Genomic DNA, 22836 nt, shown 5'->3' with positions numbered 1-22836 from the left:
AGGATGCCTTCGGCTAAAGCCGGAGGGCTTGCCGCAGCTTGGCATCCGGAAGGCGCCGCTGCCGAATTGATTCAGGCAGCCGGCGCAAGTCGTTGTTCCCTAGAGCGGTTCGCCGTTTCACGCCAAACCGCTCCATCTCTTTGCTTGACGCAATTCCGGGTGGAAAACCGTTTCACACTTTTCCTGGAATTGCTCCAAGGGCGGACTGAACAGCCCGCCCTCGCCTGCCAACGCTTACTTCGCGGCGTCGACGAATTCGGTCGTGTAGGTCTTCGACAGATCGATCTGCTTGCCCTGCAGGCTCTTGGAGAAAGTCGACAGAACCTTCAGCACGGTCTCCGGGCCGTCGGCGGGCATGCGGCCATCCGGCGTGAACATCGCCTTGCCGCCGGCCAGGCCCTGCACATAGAGGTCCTTGCTGCCGGCGTAATAGTCCTTCGGCATCTTGTCGGCTATCTCTTCGGCCGAGTGGCCGGCGATGAACTTCATCGTCTTGACGAAGGCATTGGCGAGCTTCTGCGCCTCGTCCTTGTGGCCGTCGAGCCAGCTCGACTGGACGTAGAAAGAGGCCGCCGGATAGTCGCCGCCGAGCGCTGCCTTGGTCTTTTCGGGCGTGCGCATATCGACCAACACCTTGGCCTCACCGGTCTGGAGCAGCTTGGCGATAGTAGGCTCGGTGGTCATGCCAGCCTGGATCTGATCCTGCTTGACGGCGGCGATGAAGGTGTTGCCGGCGCCGACCGGAAGCAGCGTATAGTCGCCGGGCTTCAGGCCGCTGCGAACGGCGAGATACTGCGTCAGGAAATCGGTCGAGGAGCCGAGCCCGGTGACGCCGAGCGTCGCGCCCTTGAAGTCGGCTGGCGACTTGATCTCGGGATGCTTGGCCGAAACCAGCTCGACCTCGCCCGGCGCCTGGCTGAACTGCACGATCGACTGGATGTATTTGCCCTTCGACTGCAGGTCGACGGTATGGTCGTAGAAGCCGACGACACCCTGCACGGCGCCGGCCAGCAATTCGTTCTCGGCTTCGACGCCGGCGCGCGAATTGATCAACTCGACATCGAGCCCTTCATCCTTGAAATAGCCGAGCTGCTGGGTGAGCACGGCCGGCAGATAGATCTGCTTTTCCATGCCGCCGACGATGATGGTGATCTTGTCGGCAGCCGAGGCCGCCGATGCGCCAGCGCCAATCATGGCAAGCGTCAGCGCCACTGAGCGCAGCGCGCGTTTAGAGATGAAACCGGTCACGTAACTTCCTCCGCTGGGCGGCGCGGCGCGCCGCATTTCCTCCTGCCGGCCGCTCCCAGGCCGCTCATGTGGCGAACGCCACAAAACCGTCATGGCATAGCTAAGCTTTCAGCTGGCTTTCAGCCGTTTTGGCGGCCGTGGAATGGAATCCGGCGTGGTTCCCGGTCACGAGGCAGTGAAGCCGAGAACGTCGCGCATATCATATTCGCCCGGCGGCCGCCCGGCGACCCAGAGTGCCGCCGCGATGGCGCCCCGCGCGAACATCGAGCGGTCGCCGGCGGCATGCGAGAGCGTGAGCGTCTCGCCTTCGGTGAGGAAGCTCACGCCATGCTCGCCGACGATGCCGCCGCCGCGCACAACGGCAAAGCCGATCCCGCCGGTGGGGCGCGGACCGACGTGGCCGTCACGGGTGCGCTTCGCCGCGTTGTCCGGCTCGACGCCGCGCCCGCGCGCCGCCGCATCGCCGAGCATCAGCGCCGTGCCCGACGGCGCGTCGACCTTCATGCGGTGATGCGCTTCAAGAATTTCGATGTCGCAGTCTTCCGCGCCGAGTGCCCTCGCCGCCTGTTCGGCCAGCCCGGTCAGCATGTTGAGCCCCAGCGAATAGCTTCCGGAGCGCACGACGGCGATCTTCTTCGCCGCCTCGGCGATTGCCGCCAGCTCCGAGGCGTTGAAACCTGTCGAGCCGATCACCAGCGCCGGACCGCCGCGCGCAGCGCAGGCCTTGGCCAACTCGGCGGAAGCCGCGGGCGTGGTGAAATCGACGACCACATCGGCAAGCGCCAGCGCTTCGTCGCGCTCAAGCAACCCCTCGCCCGTGCTGCCCGGCCGATGGAAGCGCGCGACGAGCCGCAGCCGGGGATCGGCCGCGACGGTCTGCGCCATCTGCCGGCCCATGCGGCCGAGCGCGCCGGCGACGGCTATCCTGAGCGGCTGCGGCATGGCGATCCTTGTCGAAAGCCCGAGTCGGAACAATCCTCTAGCACGCCGCCCTGGCAAATTGATTCAAGCGTTGATTCAGGCGGCGCCGTTGGTCTTCAGCATCATGCCGGCGATTTCCTTGACCAGCTTGGCGGCGACCAGCGCCGTCACGTTGGAGAGGTCCTGGCGCGGATTGTATTCGACCACGTCGGCGGCGACGATCGGTTGGTCTATTGCCTGGATCAGGCCGATGACCTGGCGGGTGGTGAAGCCGCCCGGCTCGCGGTGCGAGATGCCGGGGGCGAAGGCCGGATCGAGAGCGTCGATGTCCATCGAGATATAAACAGGCGTCCGGAGGTCGAGTTGCAGGCCTTCCCTGAAATGCCGCATCTCCACCACCTCGACGCCGAAGCGCTTGAACTGGTCGCGATGGTGATCGTTGACGGTGCGCAGTCCGATCTGGATCAGCCGGTCAGCCAGCTTCTCCTCCATGACGCGGGCAAAGGGCGAGGTGTGCGAGCGCGGATTGTCGTCATAGGAATGATAGATGTCCGGATGAGCATCGATATGGACGATGGTCAGGTTCCGATGGCGGCGGCGAACGCCACGCAGTATAGGCCAAGAGATCGCATGATCGCCGCCGAGCGAGATCAGCGGATGACCGTCGTCGAGCGCGCGGCCGACCTCGGCCTCGATCCGCTGCCACGGGTCGCCGGGCTGGGTGAAATCGATGTCGCCGTGATCGACGAAGCGGTCCGTCAGGTCGAAGCCTGTTTCCGACCAAGAAGTGTAGGCGTCGCTTGCGAGTTCGCGCCGGATCAGCGGCGGCGCCTCGGCCGGCCCGCGCAGATAGGACGAATTCTGGTCGTGCGGAATGCCCAGAAGCGAGACCTTGGCCACGACATCCTCCCTCGTTGCCGAGACAAGGGGCCTCTATAGACGCCGGAGCTGGCGGGTGCGACCGGAGCCGTTTGGGCCAGATCGCAAAGCGTGGTGCAGTCTTAGGCAACGCCGTGTGAAGCGTTGCGCGAAGGCATCACCGACCGCATCGCGCTTTGCAATACGGCATCGGCAGGATGGGCGCCGGCGTGTTCGGCAACGGCGCGGCAGGCATCGAACTGAGCGGCCTCTTTTCCGGACCTGCCTCCAGCGCCGGAACGGCAGCGATCGCGGCCGCGGTAATGGACGCTTTTCGTGAGGCGCCGGCAGGGCTCGATGACGAGAACCTCGTCGGTTTCGGCAAGGCGCTGCCCGACGATATCCGCGCCGCGATCGAGACGACGCTGAACAGCGAAGGCTTTTACGCCGGCGAGCCGAAGGGCCATTTCGGCCCGGACGCGCGCAAGGCGCTGGCCGCCTGGGTCGACGCCAAAGGCCCGCTCGCCGAAATCCCCGCCCAGACCGCTGCGACGCAACAGACCGCGCCGGCTTCAGGCCTGCTTGCGAACGAAATCATCGACCGCATCGGCAAGAAGGTCTTCGCGCAGGCGCAGGCCGCCAAGACCGACAAGCAGAAGATCGCCGCCATCAAGCAGCTCGATTTGCTCGCCCGTTACGGTGACCTCCCGTCGCGCTGGGCGCTGGTGCGCAACTACCATCAGGCAAAGGTGGTGCGCGCGGTGGTCACGCCCGAGAAAGTCACCCGCTATGCGCTGGACATTCTTGTGTCGAAGCCTGCCGGCGTCGACAAGGCGGAATTCGAGTTCATCTTCGACCTGACGCAGATCGCGCAGGATCGCAAATCCAAGGTGGTGGGCAGCGCCACCATCCAGGCGATCCGCGACGATCCGCGCCTGCAGGATCCGCTCACGCTCGGCGCCATCATGGGTCAGTTCGCCTTCGCTCCGGACGCCTGCGACTCCGTGCTCGCCGCCGCCAAGAAAGCCGGCATCGACGGCTTGGGTTCGGACGGATGCGACGAGGACACGCGCACCGCTCTCATTGCCTTCGCCAAGGAGAAAGGCTTGTCCGGTGTCGATGCGGCGGCCCGCAAGGCGGCCGCGGATGAGATCAAGACGCTGGACGCTCAGGCGGCGAAGTAGCAAGGCAATAAGCCGCTACGGGCCTATTCCGCCTTGTCAACACGATCGAGGATCGCGCGATAGCGGCTGCATACGGTGGCGTCCTGATAAAAATCCACTTCCGTATCAATGATCTGGTCAAGGCTTAGTCCGCGATAATGTGCCTTGACCTTCGCCAGCACGTCCTGCGCTTGCCTGATTTCGCCGAGTTCGGAATGGCATATGATAAGACGAATGAGCGACCACGGCGTTACAGTCGCCATTTTCGCGTAGCAGGCAGCCGCCTCGCGATATCGCCCAGCCGTCGTCAGCAGGACGCCGCGGAAGTCGTCATACCATCCCACGGCGTATGGGTCGCGGCGCTGGGCTTCGGTTATTTCATCAAGCCCTTGCTCCGGCCTGTCAGTGTGATTGAGGAAAATAGCACGGATGCTGAGAATGAACGGATCGTTCGGATTGAGCGCAACGGCCCGGTCAAGGCTGATTTCAGATTGCCTGAATTGGCGGAGGTACAAGTGAGCGAAGCCGGTGGCGAGATGTCCATAGGCTTCGTCGGGATCAAGGCCCAATGCTGTTCTTGCGATCTCCAGTCCGGAATGCAAATGGCCGGGATTGTTGTAGTCCCAATAGTACTTGATGGACTCCACAAAGCTTAGCATGGCGTGGGCAGCAGCAAACTGCGGATCAAGCTTTACCGCCTGGTGCAGAAACGGTTCCGCTTCGAGCACCGTGTCATAAACGGCTGCCAGTTGCAGCGCCCGTAGGTAAAACTCGTAGGCCGACATGTTGTTGGTCGGCCGGGCCCTGGCGCGCGACGCAATCGCGGTTCTGGCCTGCCGGGCCAGACGCGCTGCAATCATCCGGGTGATTTCGTCCTGGATGGCGAAAATGTCGTCGAGTTCCCGGTCGTAGTGTTCGCCCCAGATATGAGCCATCGACGACGCATCGGTTAGCTGTACGGCGATCCGCACCCTGTTGCCGATCTTCCGCACGCTGCCTTCGACGACATATTGGACACCAAGCTTGCTCGCTACCTCCGCCGGGTCATGCGCCTTGCCGCGAAACTGGAAGGACGAGTTCCGCGCAATGACCAGAAACTCCCTATATTTGCCGAGCTCGACGATGATGTCTTCGGTAATCCCATCGCTGAAATAGTCTTGCTCCGCGTCACCGCTCATGTTGTCGAAGGGAAGTATGGCGATGGACGGTCTGGACGCCGCCGTATCATCTGCCGTAACCGCGAAGGGCCTGGGGCCTGCATATTTATAACCGCGACCATGCACGGTTGCGATCAGCTCGGCAGACAGCAGTTTTCGCAGCGCCGAAATGTGGACCTGCAGCGTATTCTCCTCCACCACCACGCCGGGCCAGACCGCATCGAAAAGTTCGGTCTTGCCGATCACCTCATCGGGCCTGTCGAGCAACATGGCGAGGATGTCGAAGGAACGTGCCGAAAGTTCCACCGGCCCTTTCGGGCCCAGCAACTGCCGTTCGGCTCGTCTCAAACGATAGTTCCCAAACTCCAAGTCCATCGGCCAAGAACCCACCCTCGCGGGCAGGATAATCCAAGATGACCCTGAAGGCGAACTTCAGGGCCGTTGGGATTCTTCGTTTCAAGCAATTTCAGAGCCGTTCAGGACTCTTCAGGTTTTAAGCCAAGGACCTGGGTGGGAAGCGCTGCCATTGTCGCCGTCACAGGAGGACATCATGACCGACATCCTCACCACCGGTTCAACTGCAGTCCGGCGCCTCAAACTGCCGCGGCCAAGCGTCCCGAGGCTGGCAGTCCTCGCGACGTTCAACACCATGCTCAGTTTGATGGTCAATGCAGGCAAGGCAGCGTATCTGGACCCTTTCACCAGTCTTGACCGCCGACCGCCGATCATCCCGGAAGACGATCTCGAAGGCCGGAATCCCAACTGGTGATCCGCAACGCCTTGCGGATTGGCGCCTGGCGGTGCGGCCTGCAGACCCGCGACCTGGGCGCCAGCGCTTCTAATCCGAAGTGATCAAAGCGCCCTGAGCCAGACCTTGTTGTCATGGACGGCGGCGCCGCCATAGGGAGCCGGAGCATCGGCGCCGGTCAGCACATTGATGCCCTCGCCGCGCTCATGCGCGCTGTTCGGCCAGATGCCTTCGGCGATCACCACGCCGCGCTTCACGCCGTCGAAGAACCTGGCATGCAGCACCAGGTCACCGCGCCGGTTGCCGACCTCGACGCGGCCGCCATCCTCGATGCCGAGCACTGCTGCATCTTCGCGGTGGATGAGAAGCTCGGGCCTGCCTTCCTTGGCCTTCGAGACCGGCGTCTCGGCAAAGCTGGAATTGAGGAAGTTGCGCGCCGGCGAGGTCGCCAGCCGGAACGGATGCTCCTCGTCCGCCACCTCGATCAGTTCGACATGGTCGGGGAATTCCGGCAGCCGCCCGACCGGGCCGAACAGGCCCATGCTTTTCGGCGGCCGGTTGGGCGCCGACTGCCCGGTCCAATTCGGCCGGAAGTGGAACTTCCTGTCGGTATGGCCGAAGCCGTTGATGAAATGCGCGTCGTCGAAGCCGGGCTGCAGGTCGACCCACTTTTGTTCCTTCAGACTGTCGAAGCTGCCCAGCCCGCGCTTGCCGAGGATGATGTCGATATGCTCGCGCTCCGTCAGTCCGAAGCCCGGACGGTCGGCGACGCCGAGGCGCTTGCCGAGTTCCTCATTGACGTAGTGGTTGGTGCGCGGCCCCGCCGGCGGCTCGATCAGCTTGGGGCCGAGCGTGATGTGCTGGTTGCCGCCGCCCTTGTAGATGTCGTCATGCTCCAGGAACATCGTCGCCGGCAGCACGACGTCGGCGAGCTTGGCCGTGTCGGTCATGAACTGCTCGTGCACGCAAGTGAACAGGTCCTCGCGCATAAAACCCTGTTTCACCAGCCGCTGCTGCGGCGCGACATTGGCCGGATTGGTGTTCTGGATCAGCATCGCCGTCACCTGGGGACCGCCATAGAGCGCATCCGCCGCACCGGTCAGCACCGGGCCGATGCGCGAATGGTCGAGATAGCGCACCTTCGGGTCGCGCATCGCTGTGCCTTCCAGCACGTCCTGGTTCAGCTTGAAGATGCCGGAGTTGGAGTGGAAAGCGCCGCCGCCCTCATACTGCCACGCGCCGGTGACGGCGGCGATGCAGGAGGCGGCGTGCATGTTGACCGAGCCGTTGCGCTGGCGCGCAAAACCGTAGCCGAGACGGAAGTAGGTTTTCTTCGTCGTGCCGACCAAATGCGCGAAAGCTTGTATCTCATCGACGCTGAGCCCGGTGATGGCGGCCGCCCATTCGGGCGTGCGCGCCTTCAAATGCTCTTCCAGCCCGCGCGGATCGTCGGTGTATTTTTCGAGATAGGCACGGTCGGCCAGCCCATCGCGGAACAGCACGTGCATGACCGCGCAGGCGAGCGCGCCATCGGTGCCGGGCTTCAGGACAAGGCCGAGATCGGCCTGCTTCATCGTGGCATTGTCATAGATGTCGACGACGACGATCTTCGCGCCGCGTTCCTTGCGCGCCCTCATCGCATGGGTCATGACGTTGACCTGCGTGACCACGGCATTGGTGCCCCAGATCACGACGCAATCCGACTTGGCCATCTCGCGCGGGTCGGGCCCGCGCAAGGCGCCCGCCCCCATCATCCAGCCGGTCCAGGCCAGATTGGTGCAGATCGAGCCGAAGAAGCCTGAATATTTTTTCGCGTGGCGCAGACGTTCGATGCCGTCGCGCTGCACCAACCCCATCGTGCCGGCGTAGAAATAGGGCCAGACCGTCTCCGAGCCGTATTTCGCCTCGGCCGCTATGAACCTTTCCGCCACGAGGTCCAGCGCCGCTTCCCAGCTGGATTCCTTCCAGGCGCCCTCGCCCTTGGCGCCGGCGCGCACCAGCGGCTTCAGCAGCCGGTCGGGATGATGTACGCGGTCGGCATAGCGCGCAACCTTGGCGCAGACGACGCCCGCCGTATAGCTATTCGCCTTGGCGCCATGGACGCGGCCGATGCGGTTGTCGTCGAGCAGCTCGACCTCGAGCGCGCAGGTGGAAGGGCAGTCATGCGGACAGGCCGAATGGCCGATCCGGAGCTTGGCGTGCTGGTTCATGCGGGGTGTTTAGCGGGTTTTGCGGGAGAGGTGTAGGGCCAGATGATTGGCTAGTCTCCCGCCTTGTGGGCCCTTGTGGCGGAGACGGCCGGCAGGCCAGAGGGGCGCGACGGAACGCAAACCTCTGATATGGAAGTCGCTCGCTTCCAAAAAATACTGTCGCTATTTGCGAATAGCTGAGAAGTCGGCGGGACGGCGCCCCCTCTGCCCTGCCGGGCATCTCCCCCACATGGGGGGAGATCAGCCAATCACTCCGCGATCCCTTCTTCATACTCCGCCGACATCGTGAGCCACTTGTCCTCGTTCTGCGCCAGCGTCTGCGCCAGTTGCGAGCGTTCCTTGGCGAGACGCGTCGCGGTCGAGGGATCCTTCTCGTAGACGGCCGGATTGGCGAGCTCGTCCTCGATCAGGTCGATGCGCTTGCGGATGCGGTCCATCAGCGCCTCGGTAGCGCGGATTTCCTTCGCCAGCGGTTCCAATGCAGCGCGGCGCTGGGCGGCTTCGCGGCGGCGATCGGCCTTGGACGCCTTGTCCGCTTCCTTCTGCTCGCGGCGGTTGGACGACACGCCGGTGACCAGGGTCTTGTAATCCTCGAGATCGCCGTCATAGGGATTGACCGCGCCGTCCTTGACCAGCCAGAGCCGGTCGGCGGTGGCTTCGAGCAGGTGCCGGTCGTGCGAGATCAGGATCACCGCGCCCGGAAAATCGTTCAGCGCATGGATCAGCGATTCACGGCTGTCGATGTCGAGATGGTTGGTCGGCTCGTCGAGGATGAAGAGGTTCGGGCCCTCGAAAGCCGACAGGCCCATCAGCAGCCGCGCCTTCTCGCCGCCGGAAAGGTCTTTCGCCGCGGTGTTCATCTTCTCGGTCGCAAGGCCGAATTGCGCCACGCGGGCGCGCACCTTGGCTTCCGGCGCGTCCGGCATCAGCCGGCGTACATGCTCGTAGGCGTTTTCCTCGGGACGCAGGTCGTCGAGCTGGTGCTGGGCGAAGATCGCCACCTTCAGGCCCGGCGCGATCGTCATCGAGCCGGTCTCGGCCTTGAGGCGGCCGGCGAGCAATTTGGCGAAGGTCGACTTGCCGTTGCCGTTGGCGCCGAGCAGCGCGATGCGATCGTCGGCATCGATGCGCAGCGTCATCTTCTTCAGGATCGGGCTGCCCTCGGTGTAGCCGACATTGACGCCGTTGAGCGCGACGATCGGCGAAGCCACCGTCTTCACCGGCTCCGGGAAGGAGAACGGCCGCACCGTGTCGTTCACGACAGCGGCGATCGGCTTCAGCTTCTCCAGCGCCTTCAGGCGCGACTGTGCCTGCCGGGCCTTGGAAGCCTTGGCGCGAAAACGCTCGACGAAGGATTCCATATGCTTGCGCTGGGTTTCCTGCTTGACGCGGCTCTTCTCCTGCAGCTCGCGCTGCTCGGTGAGCTGGCGTTCGAACTGGTCGTAGCCACCGCGCCAGAAGGTCAGCTTCTTCTGATCAAGATGGACAATCGAGTTGACGGCGCGGTTGAGCAGATCGCGGTCGTGCGAGATCAGCAACACCGTGTGCGGATACTTCGCGACGTAGTTCTCCAGCCACAGCGTACCTTCAAGGTCGAGATAGTTGGTCGGCTCGTCGAGCAGCAGCAGGTCGGGCTCGGAGAAGAGCACCGCGGCCAAAGCCACGCGCATGCGCCAGCCGCCGGAGAAGGACGAGGCGGGGCGTTTCTGCGCGGCATCGTCGAAGCCGAGGCCGGCAAGGATGGTGGCGGCGCGGGATTCGGCCGAATGCGCGTCGATGTCGGCCAGCCGCGTGTGGATCTCGGCGATGCGGTGCGGATCGGTCGCGGTCTTTTCCTCATCGAGCAAGGCCTGGCGCTCGACATCGGCTTTCAGGACGATGTCGATCAGCGGCTCCTCGGTGCCGGGCGCTTCCTGCGCCACCTGGCCGATGCGGGTGTTCTTCGGCAGGCTGATCGAGCCGGTCTCCGAAGGGAAATCGCCGGTGATCGCCTTGAACAGCGTGGTCTTGCCGGTGCCGTTGCGGCCGACGAGACCGGCCTTGGTGCCGGCCGGCAGGGTCAATGAGGCATGATCGAGAAGCAGTCGCCCCGCCATGCGCAGCGTAAGGTCGTTGATGATAAGCATGGCCGGCTTTTGCACGGGAGATCGGCGCTTCGCAAGAGCCAGGAGCCGGGATGAGGCCCGCCGCAGCCTGTTAAAGCGCGTAGCGTTGCACCGGACTCAAGCGATGCGCTTTAAGTCTTTGTTTTGCCGCATGTCGTTGTCCCGGAACCGCTGCGCACTTCTGGGCGACGTGTATTGGCCGCTCAGCAAAAACACGACGGACTGGAACCAGTTGCCGGCCGAAGCGTTTGGAGGCCCGTGATCCGCCATCTCGCCCTAGCCTTCATCTTCTTCCAGGTCGCCACGACAACCGCGCTGGCGACGCAGGTGGTTCTGTTCGAGGACCAGACCGGTCAAATTGCTGTTCCGACCGAGCGCGCGAGTGGGCCGCAGGCCCAACCAACCTCTCCTCAGGCGGGAAAGATTGCGAACAGACCAGAGACGCGGGCGCCGGAACACCTGTTGATCCAGATCGATTCCGGGAAGGCGCTTTAGGGCGGCCATCGTCCCGAGACTGCGCGCTCCTGCGCTGTCGCCAATCTCGCCCGGTCACACTTTGCTTGCCACGTCACAGGTTTGGCGTTGATTGCGGCTGTTGTCTCAACCTATGCTGGCGCGAGCGGCGGGGTTCGATTCAAACAGAGGGCAGATCAGATGTCGGGCAAGACCTCGCTCCTTTCGGCCTCGCTGGCGGTCGCAATTTTCGCAGTCGCCGCCGGGCTGGCTATGCTTCTCACCACCCCCGCCGCCCGTGCGGCCATCGATTGCGCGGCAGCGAAGACGCAGGCCGACCTTGCTACCTGCACGACCGCGAATGCCGCTTCGGCCGACGCTGGCCTCAACGCGGTCTACAAGGTGCTGGCGGGACGTCTCGCTCCCGCCAGCCTGAAGCGCTTGCGCGACGCGCAGCGCGCCTGGATCCCGTTCCGCGACAAGGAGTGCGCCTTCCGCACCCAGCCTTATGCCGATGGCTCAGTGTACTCGACCCTCGTCGAGACCTGCAGGGCGGAGTTGACCAAGGCGCGGCTGGCGCAGTTGCAGCACCAATTGCAATGCCCCGAAGGCGATCTCTCCTGCGTGCCGCAAAGCGGCGGCAGTGCCGCGCCTGCGAAGGCCGCGCCCGCGACGGCTGGCGCCGCGCCCGCGAAACCCGCCCCCGCCAAGGCAAGCCAGAACGACACGCGGCCATGCGTGCAATCCGCCGGCAAGGCGAAGTCGGACCAGTATGTCTCGCAGTGCATCCAGGTGTCGCCGGCGACCAATCCGCCTTGCAACGGGCAGAATGCATGCAGCATGATGGTCGACGAGATCAAGCGCGGCTGCACCATGATCGGCAACGACAACCCGCCAAGCTTCTGCTCCGCCTATAAGGACTGAGCGGCGTGACCGCTATGGCCGGCCTGTTACGATCAACATTCCCTGGCGGAAAATCAGCCATGCGCGGCAAGACAACCGCAAGTTCGGCCTGGTTCAATATTAGCGCCACAAGTGGCGATACCACCAAAAAAAGATGGCAAAATCTTCCGTGCCAAAGCATGATGCTTATAAAAAATGATTTCAGTTTTGCCGCAAACCTGCAAACCTGTAGTCGCGCCGTGAGTCGTGAGTGGGCGCCAACGATAACTTGGTTCACGTAACTTGGCCCAAACAACTTGGCCATATCAGGAGCTCACGATGGATGGAGCGCCCAGCGATTTACGAACGTTGCGATATGTCGCGGAGATCACGCGCAAGCTGGCCAAAATGCTCTCGCACACGCGCTACCAGATGCTTGTCTATCTCCTTGAAATGACAGCGGTCGAGGCGGAGAGCCTTGCCGGCGAGCAGGATTCCGAGCGCACCCGGCCGGTCAAGCCGCCCCAGGCCCGCCGCTAGCGCGTTCCACTGTTTCACGGAAACGGCGAAACGCCCTGTCTTCTTTGTTTTTACGCAATTCCGGACGGAAAACCGCTGCGCACGTTTGCCGCAAGGCGGTCCAGGATGACCAAGCAGCTCAGTCTGCGCGCTTCGATGGCCGACGGGTCGTCGCATTCGACGATGGCGCGCTCGAACCGGTCAAGCGCGTCGAGCGCGGCAAGCAAGTCGCCGGAGGGATCGCCCAGCGAAAACAGGATGCGCCGCGCCCTGACGCCGTCGGCCGCGTCCACCGAGGACTGGACGGCTACGCCACGGCGCAACGCGCCGAGGGCAGTCAGATGGTCGCGCCACGGCCATGGCGCGCCATCATCCGTTGCGGGCAACATGGCCTCAGGCCTTGGCCTTGCGCCTGCCCTTGCCCGCGTCGCCGCCCGCTGGCTTGCGGCCGAGGCCGGAGGATTTGGCCAGTGCGGAACGCGTCGCCGAATAGCTGGGTGCCACCATCGGATAGTCGGCGGGCAGGCCCCATTTCGCGCGGTATTCGTCCGGCGTCAGACCATGGTCGGTCGCGAGGTGGCGCTTCAACGACTTGAACTTCTTTCCATCCTCCAGGCACACGATGTGGTCGGGGAAAACCGAGCGCTTCGGGTTGACGGCGGGCGTCAGAGCCACCGCCTCCTTGACAACGCTGCCGCCGGCGAGCTTGCGAACCGAGGCGCTGACGCTGGCGATCAGATCAGGCAGGCCAGAGGCGGGGAGCGGATTGTTGCCGACATAGGCCGAAACAATGTCGGCGGTCAGCTCGATTGCAGTCTTGTCGTCGATGTTGGACAATTTTTTCACCTTCTGCTGGTCCTCAAATCGCCAGCTCTTTTTTAAGACTTTCGTCGGTGTATCGAATTGGACCTGTCCCCCAACGGACCGTCCAGAGTCAGTAAAGCTACGACACTCAATACCGGGTGATGTTTCTACGCGGACTGGAAACGCGCAAGTTAGGAATTCTAATAGCTATAGCCAGCGCTTTATAGCACCGGCGGCCCGCCTGGATGCGCAAAAGGCGCTATAGCACTTCGATTCGCCGTGAAAGTTGCTGAAAAATCGAAGTTCAGGGCAAGTTCCGGCACGCCGCGATAATCTACCGTCGGATAATCGAACATGCGCGATTCGGCGGCCCCATGGCAAATCGGTCATCTGGCGGCGACACCGCGCCTGAGTTCCGCGGGCGGCTTGTCCGCGAGGATCTCCAGCACGCGCTTCCAGCGCGCGCAGCGGCCGAAATCCTTCTGCTCGATGGCCTTTTCGGCCTTCATGGCCGCATAGAGCGGCGCCTCCGCGCCAAACTCCCTGACCAGCCAGTGCGCCTCCTGCCTGGCGCGGCGTTCGTCATCGTCAACGGCCATCTTGGACATCGTTCCGGGCCTCCGTACCTTCGATGCCGACCGCAAGGCAGCTGCCGATGACGAGAACGGCGCCGGCAACCGCCGTCATCGACAGGCTTTCGCCCGAGAGCGTCAGCAGAAACGTGGAAGCAATCGGCGTCAGATAGGCGACGACCGCTATCCTGCCGCCATGATCGAGCTTCGCCGCGCGCGACCAGAAATAATAGCCGAGCCCCATCGGGCCGGCACCGAGATAGAGGCCGAGCACAAGGTGCGCGCCGGTCGGGCGCACGACGCCGTCATGCAGGCACCAGGCAAAGGTGAGCGCGACGCCGATCAGCGCCGAGGGCAACAGCAGGCGCTCCGGCGACACGGCAAGGCGGCCGACGGCGAGCGAGTAAAAGGCCATGCAGAGCGCCGAGCCGAAAGCGGCGAGGTAGCCGACGAGGCTGCCGCCCTGGAACCAGGTCTGCGCGCGACCGCCCGAAATGACCAGCGCCACGCCGATGAAGCCGAGCGCCGCAGCCAGCCCGAGCAACAGCGGACGGCGCGGACGGCCGAGCAGGATGACCGCCGCGGCGGTCATCAGCGGCCAAGTGTAGGCGACGAGGTTTGCCTCGATAACCGGCATCGAGGCGAAGCCGATATATTGCAGCACCATCGTGCCGACCAGGCCCAGGAAGCCGACGGCGTAGGCGAACGCGGCATTCCCTTTTTCCCGTTGTGGGAGAAAGCGGGCTCGCGAAGCGAGGTCGGATGAGGGATGCTCCAGGGAACGCCGACGTCCCATTTCGCTGGAACACCCCTCATCCATCTCGGCGCTGCGCGCCGATCGACCTTCTCCCACAGGGGAAAAAGGAAAGAGCCGGATCAGCGCGAAGACCATGGCCGCGCCGCAAAACTGCAGAAACTGCACCTGCGACACCGGATAGAGGGCAATCAGCGTTTTGCCGACCAGGGCGTTGGTGGCCCACAGCGCCACGGCGCCGAGGGCGAAGGCCAGCGCCGCCCCGGGGGCGACGCTGGAACGGTTTTGATTTTCCGGCACGACCGGACCGAGGCTCAGCGACACTGAGGGCGGCTGACGCTCGACCGGATCATGGCTCATTACCACGACTCCCTCGTCCCGCCGGAAACCGCTTCCGCCGTCGGCTGCGGCGCGGAATGCTCCTCGGCATGGCGGCGGTAGGCGGGCAACTGGTTGGTCCAGACATCCTCGGCCAGTTCGTTCACCCAGGCACGGTCATGGTCGTTGTCGGCGGCAAGATAGAACATGCGGTTGTCGTCGACATAGGGTTTGGTCGCCGAACGCTGGTTGAGCACCAGCGTGACGCGCTCGCCGAGCTGGATCGGCGCGGTGCGATGGAGCACGCCGAGGAACTGGCCGAGCGTGGCATAGTTCATCTTGTGGTCGATGCGCATGATCTTGTTGCGCGGCAGATCGCGGCCGGATTCCAGGATCGAGCGGCCGGTCTCGGAATCGTCGCAATAGATCTCAAGATGGCCGCCGATGAGCGGGTCGCTGATCGACAGCGGAATGAGTTCGGTCACCGGAACGCCGTCGCAATGCCATTCGACCGCACCGTCTTTCGGATTCATGAAGGTGACGGTCGAGCCGACGATCGACAGCGGATACGGCTCGAGCTTGGTGCCCATCATGTCGGAAAGTCTTTCCAGGCGCAGCTTGTCGTGTAAAAGCTCCTTGATCTCCGGAATATAGCGGTCGGCGCCGGTGATGAAGGTGAGGTCGAGGTGCTTGTGCACGGCATGGCTGGCCTTCAACTTCAGGGCGGCTTCCTCGATGGCGGCAAGCAGAGCGGGGTCGTAACCGTGACGATACTGGGCGACGCCGAAACCCGACACTTTCCAGGAGGTCTCATGACCAATGATCGCCTCGCGGCTCATTGCGCAGCGCAGTTCGGGAATTGTATGGGCGTTCATTCTACTTTCTCCAAGGTGGGGGCAACACTTGGTTAGCAGTCATTTAAACGCCTACCCCTGTAAATTTAGGAATGCTGGTGGTAGCGTAAGCCCAGCTTAAGGTCGAAACCCCGTGCGTCTGCTCAGTCAGGTCAACCTCAACTCGCTGAAAATCGTGGAGAGCGCCGCGAGGCACAGGAATTTCACGCGTGCCGGCGAAGAGCAGTTCATCACCGCTTCCGCCGTCAGCCAGCGCGTGAAGAGCCTGGAGGATCAGCTTCGCTTCAAGATCTTCGAGCGCGGCGGCAATGCCGTGTCGCTGACGCCGGAGGGTGAGACCTACGTGGCGCGCGTCCGCGAGGCGCTGGAGCGGATCGTAGCGGCCAGCATGGAGGCTACGGGCCAGTCGCAGGCGCATGTGCTGCGGATCTGCGTGCTGCCGACCTTTGCCGCGCGCTGGCTGTTCCCGCGGCTCTCGTCCTTCCAGCGGCAATATCCCGACATCGAGATGCGGGTGGCGACTTCCTATGCCACGCATGAATTCTCGACCTCGGAATACGATCTCGAGATCCGATATGGCGACGGCAACTTCCCCGGCCTCACCTCGGAACTGCTGTTCAAGGAAGACCTGACACCGGTCTGCAGCCGCAAGCTCTTCCACGATGTGCTGGGCGACAAGCCGCTGTCGAAGGTGACGCCGGAAGACCTGCGCTATTTCACACTGCTGCATTCCGACACCTGCACGCAGAGCTGGCAGTCATGGCTGGGCTTTGCCGGCGCGAGCTTCGTGCTTGGCGAAACCATGAGCGTCTATTTCGATAGCTGCATGATGTCCTACGAGGCGGCCAATGCCGGCATGGGCTTTGCCGTCGCCAACCGCGCCTATATGGCAAGCGACATCCGCGCCGAACGGCTGGTGGCCCCCTTCGCGGTCCACCACCCCAACACGGCGGGCTGGTATTTCGTCAACCCCACCAAGGCGCTCGGCGCCCGCAAGGTGCAGTTGTTCAAGCAGTGGATCATGGCCGAAGCGGCGCTGACGCAGCGCCAGCTGGACGTAGAGATCGCCGGCGGACAACTAGGGCGCGCGGCGGTGGCTTGAAGGCCGGATGCCGGCTACCAGCGTTCGCACACCTCTTCCTCGATAGCTCTGGCCGCCAATATCCGGCCGTCGGCAGCGTCTTGGCCGCCAGACTTTTCACGATTGCCTCCGATGAGGTCGCGCGCAGCAAAACACGACACCCAGATACCCGCGAAGGCGGACCTCGGCGGAATTTCAGGATTTTCCGGTGATTTCTTCGGAGCTGTATAGCCGGCTACCGCGATCGCACCATGACGCAAAGCGGAGACTCAGCTATCTTATGTTGTGCGGCGGGCCTGATTTTCCCGCTTGGCCGGCGCTATCAGCTTCCTCCCAAGCAGCGCCGGCCTTCTTCGTTTCAGACTGACGACAATTCAGCCCGCCTGCCCTATTGCTTCGGCGCTGTACCCTGCTGGTCGCCACCGGTGGTCGATTTCGGCACCGGGTTCTTGTCGACCTGAGGATTCTGGTTGACTTCAGCGCCCGGCGCCTTGGTGGGTTGCACGCTGTTGTCACAGGCGACGAGCACGAGCCCTGCCGCAAGAGCCAGCAGCACAGGAAGCTTCTTCATGACGAGCTCCTCTCGTTTGCTCCTTGATCTCAAGGGCAACGAAGCGGTGGCGGTTTGGTTGCGTGGCGCGGTTTGGCTGGCTGGAGGGGAACCAACCGTTGGCCACCCGGTTGAGACCCGATCGAACCGCATAAGGAGATAGCCATGATCCGCCTGATGTTAACAGGCCTGTTTGCCTACACCGCCTACCGCGTCGCCATCAGGATTATCGACGAGGTGCCCGGCAACGTCGCGCCACTGGACATGCCGGGCGACGAGCGGCGCAATTTGCGGCGCCAGTCGGCGGCGATGGGGGTCGAGCCGAAGCGGTAGTTCAGCCAATCTCCCCTTGGGAGATCGTCTGTCGCGTCGGCTTTCGCCAATCGCCAGCGCCGTACCCGTTGCGAACAAAGCGGAAACGATGCTTGATGGGCGATGAACATCGCCGCTCGTGATTCGTCCTTCGAGGCGCCCGCCTATCTTGGCCGGCTGAACGACGAGCAGCGGCTGGCGGTGATGCATGGCGACGGCAAAGTGGCCGCGCCGCTGCTGGTGATCGCCGGCGCCGGCTCCGGCAAGACCAACACGCTGGCGCATCGCGTCGCCCATCTCATCGTCAAGGGCGCCGATCCGCGCCGCATTCTGCTGATGACCTTCTCCCGTCGCGCCGCTGCCGAGATGGCCAAGCGCGTTGAGCGCATCGCCGGCGAGGTGCTGGGACGCGACGCCGCCATCATCACCGACGCGCTCGCCTGGGCCGGCACTTTCCACGGCATCGGCGCGCGACTGCTGCGCGATTATGCCGAGCAGATCGGCCTCGATCCGGCCTTCACCATCCACGACCGCGAAGATTCCGCCGACCTGATGAACCTTGCCCGGCACGAGCTGGGATTCTCGAAAACCGAAAGCCGCTTTCCCACCAAAGGCACCTGCCTGCAGATCTATTCGCGGGCGGTGAATGCGCAGGCGCCGCTGGGTGAAGTGCTGGGCTCCGCCTTCCCGTGGTGCGCTGCGTGGGCGGACCAGCTCAAGGAGCTGTTCGCGGCCTATGTCGAGGCCAAGCAGGTGCAGAACGTGCTCGACTACGACGACCTGCTGCTCTACTGGGCGCAGATGGCGGCGGAGCCGGAGATCGCCGCGCATCTTTCCAGCCGCTTCGACCATGTACTTGTCGACGAATACCAGGATACCAACCGGCTGCAGGCCTCGATCCTTCTGGCGCTGAAACCGGACGGCGCGGGCTTGACCGTCGTTGGCGACGACGCGCAGTCGATCTATTCCTTCCGCGCCGCGGAAGTGCGCAACATCCTCGACTTTCCAAGACAGTTCGCGCAAGAAGCAGCGGTCGTCATGCTGGAGCGCAATTACCGCTCGACCGAGACGATCCTGGCCGCGGCCAACAAGGTGATCGGCGAGGCCAGCGAGCGCTTCACCAAGAATCTCTGGACCGAGCGGCGGTCATCGCACAAGCCGCAGCTGGTCAGCGTGCGCGACGAGGCCGAGCAGGCCAACTATGTCTGCCAGGCGATCCTGGCGGAGCGCGAGGCCGGCACGGCGCTGAAGGCGCAGGCGGTGCTGTTCCGCACCTCGAGCCATAGCGGGCCGCTGGAGGTCGAGCTCACACGCCGCAACATCCCTTTCGTCAAGTTTGGCGGCCTGAAATTCCTGGATGCCGCGCATGTCAAGGACATGCTGGCGATGCTGCGCTTCGCCGAAAACCCGCGCGACCGCGTCGCCGGTTTTCGGGTGCTGCAGCTCATGCCAGGGATCGGCCCATCTGCCGCCTCGCAGATCGTGGACGCCATGGCGACGTCGCTGGACGAGACGCTCGGCCTTGCCCGCTTCCGGCCGCCGCAGCGCGCCGCGCAGGATTGGCCGGTGTTCCTCGACATCTATGGCGGCTTACGCGCCGGCGCCAAATGGCCGGCCGACCTCGAGCGGATCAGGCTTTGGTACGAGCCGCATATGGAACGCATCCATGAGGATGCGATCACGCGCCGCGCCGACCTCATACAGCTCGAACAGATCGCATCGACCTATCCGTCGCGCGAGCGCTTCCTGACCGAGCTCACCCTCGACCCGCCCGACGCCACCAGCGACCAGGCCGGGCCGCCGCATCGCGACGAGGATTATCTCATCCTGTCGACCATCCATTCGGCCAAGGGCCAGGAGTGGAAGAACGTCTTCGTGCTCAACACCGTCGACGGCTGCATCCCGGCCGATCTCGGCGTTGGCACCAAGGAGGACATCGAGGAGGAGCGGCGCCTGCTCTACGTGGCGATGACGAGGGCCAAGGACAGCCTGCATCTCGTCGTGCCGCAGCGCTTTTATCCGCACAACCAGCCGGCGCGCGGCGACCGCCACGTCTATGCCTCGCGCACCCGCTTCATCCCGGCCTCGATGCTTTCGGCCTTCGAGCAGTCGTCCTGGGCAAGTGCTGCGCTCAAGGACGACCCGCGCCAGAAGCCGGGCGTCAAGGTCGATCTCGGCTCCCGCATGCGCGGGATGTGGAAATAGGCCGCCTGCCCGACGGATCACGTCCAGTACGGAAAAATCGGCACGCACGGAACCACTCGCCGCAAGCCGCGTTGTGTGGCGTCCTTCCCCCAGACCGGGGGCGGCAGCCCCCTGCTTCCACAGCCAATACACGAGGTCCGAATGTACGACAGGATGTTCTTCACCCCCGTCGCCCTCAGCGTCGGCGCCGGCCACAAGCGCATGATCGCCTCGCTGTTCGACATGCATGACTTCCTGACCGAATTTCCGCCGTCGCGCCGCCGCCTCAGCTACGGCGCCGCGGTGAAGGCATGCGAGGCAGCGCGCAGTGGAGAAATCTCGGTCGAGGCGGCGCGCGATGCGCTGATCACCTTCGCGGTGACGGCGGGCGTGCTCTGGCCCTCGGAGCAGCCGGTCGTCTCGGTCAAGCCGGTGACGCGCGGATATGGCGGTTTCGCCGCCTGAGGTTTACGGCAAAAGGACTACCCTCCCGCGAAAACCCGCCCCAGTGGCGGGCTTTTCCGTGCCGTCATTCCGGCTTGGCGGCGGCGGGCGCGGCCTCAACGATCGCCGCGGCCGGTTCGGCCGCGGCGACGAAGGGATAGACGAGCTGCTGGTGATAGAATTGCGGCACCGGCTCGTCGACGCCGTATTTTTCCGGCATTCGTTGCGGCATGAACAAGGTGCCGCCGATCAGGTCGAGAAAGGGCAATTGTCCGGCGAAATTGCTGTCATAGGCCTGGCGTTCGTTGGCATGGTGCCAATGATGGAACTGCGGCGAGGCAATCAGCCATTTCAGCGGCCCGAACTTTATGCGCGTGTTGGAGTGGATGAACACCGACTGCCAGTGATAGATCAGCACGTAGATAAGAACCGCCTCGCCGGAAAAGCCCAATGCGAACAGCGGCAGGAACGAAGCCGACTTGGTCAGGATCTGGTCCACCGGATGCACCCGGTGGGCGGCCAGCCAGTCCATTTCCTCGATCGAGTGGTGGATGGCGTGAAAGCGCCACAGGAACGGCACCGCGTGAAAGGCGCGATGGGCAAGGTAGAAGCCGATATCGGCGATGAGCAGAGCCTCGATTGTCTGCAGCCATAAAGGCTGCGACTGGACGGCGGCGGCGAGCGCTTCGGGAACGAAACGCTGCACCACGAGCATCGCCGCGCCGACCACCAGCAACATGCCGAGCTTGATGACGATGCCGTTGAAGAGCAGATAGACAACGTCGTTCAGCCAGTGCCGGCGCGTCGCCGATTGCTCTGCATGCAGCGGCAGGAGCTGCTCGAGCGGAATGAAGATGAGGGCGATGACCAGCACCGCCTTGAAGTCGATAAGGTCGAACACGGTCGCTCGCGGATCGGCTGAGGCCAGCCTCCGACACTAGCCGCCAAAGGATGAACGGACCGTTGATGGCGCAGAGCATGATGCGAAAAGCGTGAAGCGGCTTTCGGACGACATCATGCTCTATCTCTTTGATCTGGGCGGCGCGGACATCCCATGAAACTTTTCGAGCGCTGCGTGAAACACCGCACGGACCGCTCGCGTTCACCATGTCAGTGCGGACGCGCGGCAAGGAGGGCGGATGTTTCTCGATCGCGAGCGTTTCAAGCCGGCGGCCGAAATGCGGCTCAGCCGGGACAGATCGTCCATCCGGGTGACGATAACCGACCCTACGGCGTGCGAACTCGGCGAAGCCGTCTATGCCTGGATCACCGCCGACGGCAGGGCGGTCAGGATCGGCACCTGCGGCGCGTCGGCGGGCAAGCGCCTGCTTTCCTATCCCGGCTATATCAACCGCAGCCTCACCGGCCGCGGCGGCGCGACGCCCAAATGGGAGGCGCTGAAGTGGCTGAACCTGCTCACCGAACACGGCATGCTGACGGCGGTGGTGCACCAGCCGGAGCCGACCACGACCGCGGCGGGACTGATCAGGCCCTATCTCGATGTCGAGCGCCAGTTGATCCGCCAGCACAGGCCACTGCTCAACCGCAGCCACCGTTGACCTCGGCTTCCAGGCCGCGGGCACGACAATGGACGGCTACGGCGCGGTTGCCGGGCCTAAACGGATCGCACTTTGATTAGTGGACCGTGCCGGCGGCGTCGCCCGCCAGCCCGCCACGCGGGCTCTCGAAGCTCACCTGATCGCGGCCATTGGACTTGGCCTTGTAGAGATGACGGTCGGCGACCTGGAACACGTCATGGTAGGTGGTCGGGCCGCTGAAGGCGGTACCGCCGATGCTCACCGAAAGCGGCCAGGGCCGCCCGCCGGGTGCAAACTCGGCCTCGCGGATGCGGCGCCTGATGGATTCGGCGACCAGGAAGGAGCGCGCGGCGTCGGCGCCGGGCAGGAAGACCGCGAATTCCTCGCCGCCGATACGCCCGACAATGTCGGCGCCGTGCAGTTGCCCCTTGATCGTCGCCGCGATCAACCTCAGCGCCTGGTCGCCGCAATCGTGACCGAGGCGGTCATTGATCGACTTGAAGTGATCGGCATCGACGATCAGCAGCGCGCCGGCATCGGCGACCGTCTGGCCCCGCGCCCGCTCGAGGTAGGCCTCGACCAGCATCGAGAAGGCGCCGCGGTTGAAGACCGCCGTCAGGCTGTCGGTCGCAGCAATGACGCTGAGTTCCTTCTGCGTGATCGCCAGCTGGCGCATCTTCCACATCAGGAAGAACAGGAAGGAGCCGCCGAGGACAAGCGGCAGGAACAGGTCCGTGAGTTGCGCCCACAGCAGCGCCTGCGGCGACAGCGAGGGGAAATTGAAGGAATCGACGAAGAAGGCGGCGGCAATGAAAAAGGCGGTGCCGCCGGCGGTGACCACCACGACCCTGCCCCAACTCGTGGGGGACAAATCGATGCGCATGTCATTGCTCCCACTGCAATTGGCTTATTGTGCAGCGCGAGCGCAAAAGAAGTCCTAACATATTAGCTTCAATGCAAGTGTGGTTAAGACGCCGTCGGCATCGCCTTTGGTGACGGGCAGGCAGAAAGCCCGCCACCAAAGGCGGCAGGGTCTCCGACTGGCCGGAGGTTTTCGTCAGCGCGCCGCCGCAGCCGGCGACGCGGTAGGAGAATGCCGCGGAGCCTCACGGCCGGTTCGACACTCCCTGTTGGCCGTGGCCTGACTTTTCTTAAATTTGG

24 protein-coding genes are annotated in these 22836 nt (G+C 63.8%); 10 read left to right on the top strand and 14 right to left on the bottom strand.

What is annotated here, in order from left to right; translation table 11 throughout:
- Positions 1-234: 234 nt before the first annotated feature.
- From FJ957_RS11560 to speB, 3 genes are all read right to left on the bottom strand, one after another.
- Complete coding sequence (locus tag FJ957_RS11560; RefSeq protein WP_246685834.1) at positions 235-1194, bottom strand: ABC transporter substrate-binding protein; 960 nt, start codon at positions 1192-1194, stop codon at positions 235-237.
- Between the two features lie 219 nt (positions 1195-1413).
- Positions 1414-2190: a 4-hydroxy-tetrahydrodipicolinate reductase gene (dapB, locus tag FJ957_RS11555; RefSeq protein WP_140831419.1), complete on the bottom strand. Its 777-nt coding sequence runs from the start codon at positions 2188-2190 to the stop codon at positions 1414-1416.
- 75 nt (positions 2191-2265) lie between these two features.
- Complete coding sequence (gene speB, locus FJ957_RS11550) at positions 2266-3069, bottom strand: agmatinase (RefSeq protein WP_140831417.1); 804 nt, start codon at positions 3067-3069, stop codon at positions 2266-2268.
- A gap of 155 nt (positions 3070-3224) precedes the next feature.
- Here speB and FJ957_RS11545 point away from each other — a divergent pair, with 155 nt between their 5' ends.
- Entirely contained in the window at positions 3225-4211 is a 987-nt protein-coding gene (locus FJ957_RS11545; protein ID WP_140831416.1) for a hypothetical protein, read from the top strand.
- 23 nt (positions 4212-4234) lie between these two features.
- On the opposite strand, the gene FJ957_RS11540 is transcribed toward FJ957_RS11545, so the two are convergent.
- Positions 4235-5722, bottom strand: coding sequence for a winged helix-turn-helix domain-containing protein (locus FJ957_RS11540; protein WP_140831415.1), 1488 nt, complete (start codon positions 5720-5722; stop codon positions 4235-4237).
- A 175-nt stretch (positions 5723-5897) separates the two neighbouring features.
- Between FJ957_RS11540 and FJ957_RS11535 the strand changes: the two genes are divergently transcribed.
- Positions 5898-6116 (top strand): hypothetical protein, encoded by a 219-nt coding sequence (locus FJ957_RS11535; RefSeq protein ID WP_140831413.1) that lies wholly within the window; start codon positions 5898-5900, stop codon positions 6114-6116.
- 83 nt (positions 6117-6199) lie between these two features.
- On the opposite strand, the gene FJ957_RS11530 is transcribed toward FJ957_RS11535, so the two are convergent.
- Positions 6200-8305 (bottom strand): molybdopterin oxidoreductase family protein, encoded by a 2106-nt coding sequence (locus tag FJ957_RS11530; protein WP_140831411.1) that lies wholly within the window; start codon positions 8303-8305, stop codon positions 6200-6202.
- A gap of 248 nt (positions 8306-8553) precedes the next feature.
- The gene (locus FJ957_RS11525) at positions 8554-10431 is read right to left on the bottom strand and encodes an ABC-F family ATP-binding cassette domain-containing protein (protein WP_140831409.1); all 1878 of its coding nucleotides are present in this window, start codon (positions 10429-10431) and stop codon (positions 8554-8556) included.
- A gap of 237 nt (positions 10432-10668) precedes the next feature.
- On the opposite strand from FJ957_RS11525, the gene FJ957_RS11520 reads away from it, so the two are divergent.
- From FJ957_RS11520 to FJ957_RS11510, 3 genes are all read left to right on the top strand, one after another.
- Complete coding sequence (locus tag FJ957_RS11520; RefSeq protein WP_140831407.1) at positions 10669-10905, top strand: hypothetical protein; 237 nt, start codon at positions 10669-10671, stop codon at positions 10903-10905.
- A gap of 159 nt (positions 10906-11064) precedes the next feature.
- Entirely contained in the window at positions 11065-11787 is a 723-nt protein-coding gene (locus tag FJ957_RS11515) for a lysozyme inhibitor LprI family protein (RefSeq protein WP_140831405.1), read from the top strand.
- Positions 11788-12084: 297 nt separating this feature from the next.
- Complete coding sequence (locus tag FJ957_RS11510; RefSeq protein WP_140831403.1) at positions 12085-12285, top strand: hypothetical protein; 201 nt, start codon at positions 12085-12087, stop codon at positions 12283-12285.
- 50 nt (positions 12286-12335) lie between these two features.
- Here the strand turns inward: FJ957_RS11510 and FJ957_RS11505 are convergent, their stop codons facing one another.
- The 5 genes from FJ957_RS11505 to FJ957_RS11485 all read right to left on the bottom strand — a co-directional run bounded on the left by FJ957_RS11505 (position 12336) and on the right by FJ957_RS11485 (position 15587).
- Positions 12336-12653 carry a hypothetical protein gene (locus FJ957_RS11505; protein ID WP_140831401.1) on the bottom strand — a complete coding sequence of 106 codons (318 nt, stop codon included), beginning with the start codon at positions 12651-12653 and terminating at the stop codon, positions 12336-12338.
- A 4-nt stretch (positions 12654-12657) separates the two neighbouring features.
- Positions 12658-13101, bottom strand: a complete 444-nt coding sequence (locus FJ957_RS11500; protein ID WP_140831888.1) for a MucR family transcriptional regulator — start codon at positions 13099-13101, stop codon at positions 12658-12660.
- 353 nt (positions 13102-13454) lie between these two features.
- Positions 13455-13667, bottom strand: coding sequence for a hypothetical protein (locus FJ957_RS11495; protein ID WP_140831399.1), 213 nt, complete (start codon positions 13665-13667; stop codon positions 13455-13457).
- On the bottom strand, positions 13657-14754 hold the full coding sequence (locus FJ957_RS11490; protein ID WP_140831397.1) for a DMT family transporter: 1098 nt from the start codon (positions 14752-14754) through the stop codon (positions 13657-13659). The genes FJ957_RS11495 and FJ957_RS11490 overlap by 11 nt, the downstream gene beginning before the upstream one ends.
- Positions 14754-15587: a hypothetical protein gene (locus tag FJ957_RS11485; RefSeq protein WP_140831386.1), complete on the bottom strand. Its 834-nt coding sequence runs from the start codon at positions 15585-15587 to the stop codon at positions 14754-14756. Before FJ957_RS11485 ends, FJ957_RS11490 begins: the two co-directional genes overlap by 1 nt.
- 112 nt (positions 15588-15699) lie before the next feature.
- On the opposite strand from FJ957_RS11485, the gene FJ957_RS11480 reads away from it, so the two are divergent.
- A complete protein-coding gene (locus FJ957_RS11480) occupies positions 15700-16668 on the top strand; it encodes a LysR substrate-binding domain-containing protein (protein WP_140831383.1) in 969 nt (322 codons plus the stop codon).
- 367 nt (positions 16669-17035) lie between these two features.
- On the opposite strand, the gene FJ957_RS11475 is transcribed toward FJ957_RS11480, so the two are convergent.
- Positions 17036-17218: a hypothetical protein gene (locus tag FJ957_RS11475; protein ID WP_140648177.1), complete on the bottom strand. Its 183-nt coding sequence runs from the start codon at positions 17216-17218 to the stop codon at positions 17036-17038.
- A gap of 144 nt (positions 17219-17362) precedes the next feature.
- Here FJ957_RS11475 and FJ957_RS31790 point away from each other — a divergent pair, with 144 nt between their 5' ends.
- The 3 genes from FJ957_RS31790 (at position 17363) to FJ957_RS11465 (ending at position 20158) form a co-directional block, all read left to right on the top strand.
- Positions 17363-17530, top strand: coding sequence for a hypothetical protein (locus tag FJ957_RS31790; RefSeq protein ID WP_181177538.1), 168 nt, complete (start codon positions 17363-17365; stop codon positions 17528-17530).
- Between the two features lie 102 nt (positions 17531-17632).
- A complete protein-coding gene (locus tag FJ957_RS11470; RefSeq protein WP_140831381.1) occupies positions 17633-19714 on the top strand; it encodes an ATP-dependent helicase in 2082 nt (693 codons plus the stop codon).
- Between the two features lie 141 nt (positions 19715-19855).
- Positions 19856-20158, top strand: coding sequence for a DUF982 domain-containing protein (locus FJ957_RS11465; RefSeq protein ID WP_140831379.1), 303 nt, complete (start codon positions 19856-19858; stop codon positions 20156-20158).
- Positions 20159-20222: 64 nt separating this feature from the next.
- Here FJ957_RS11465 and FJ957_RS11460 read toward each other — a convergent pair whose 3' ends face one another.
- Positions 20223-21038 carry a sterol desaturase family protein gene (locus tag FJ957_RS11460; protein ID WP_140831377.1) on the bottom strand — a complete coding sequence of 272 codons (816 nt, stop codon included), beginning with the start codon at positions 21036-21038 and terminating at the stop codon, positions 20223-20225.
- A 238-nt stretch (positions 21039-21276) separates the two neighbouring features.
- Here FJ957_RS11460 and FJ957_RS11455 point away from each other — a divergent pair, with 238 nt between their 5' ends.
- Positions 21277-21696 carry a hypothetical protein gene (locus FJ957_RS11455; protein WP_140831375.1) on the top strand — a complete coding sequence of 140 codons (420 nt, stop codon included), beginning with the start codon at positions 21277-21279 and terminating at the stop codon, positions 21694-21696.
- A 76-nt stretch (positions 21697-21772) separates the two neighbouring features.
- Here the strand turns inward: FJ957_RS11455 and FJ957_RS11450 are convergent, their stop codons facing one another.
- On the bottom strand, positions 21773-22558 hold the full coding sequence (locus FJ957_RS11450) for a GGDEF domain-containing protein (protein ID WP_140831373.1): 786 nt from the start codon (positions 22556-22558) through the stop codon (positions 21773-21775).
- Positions 22559-22836 lie beyond the last annotated feature (278 nt).

It is taken from the genome of Mesorhizobium sp. B2-4-6 (assembly GCF_006442775.1).
Taxonomy (GTDB): Bacteria; Pseudomonadota; Alphaproteobacteria; order Rhizobiales; family Rhizobiaceae; genus Mesorhizobium.
This window is presented reverse-complemented; position numbering and strand designations above follow the sequence as displayed.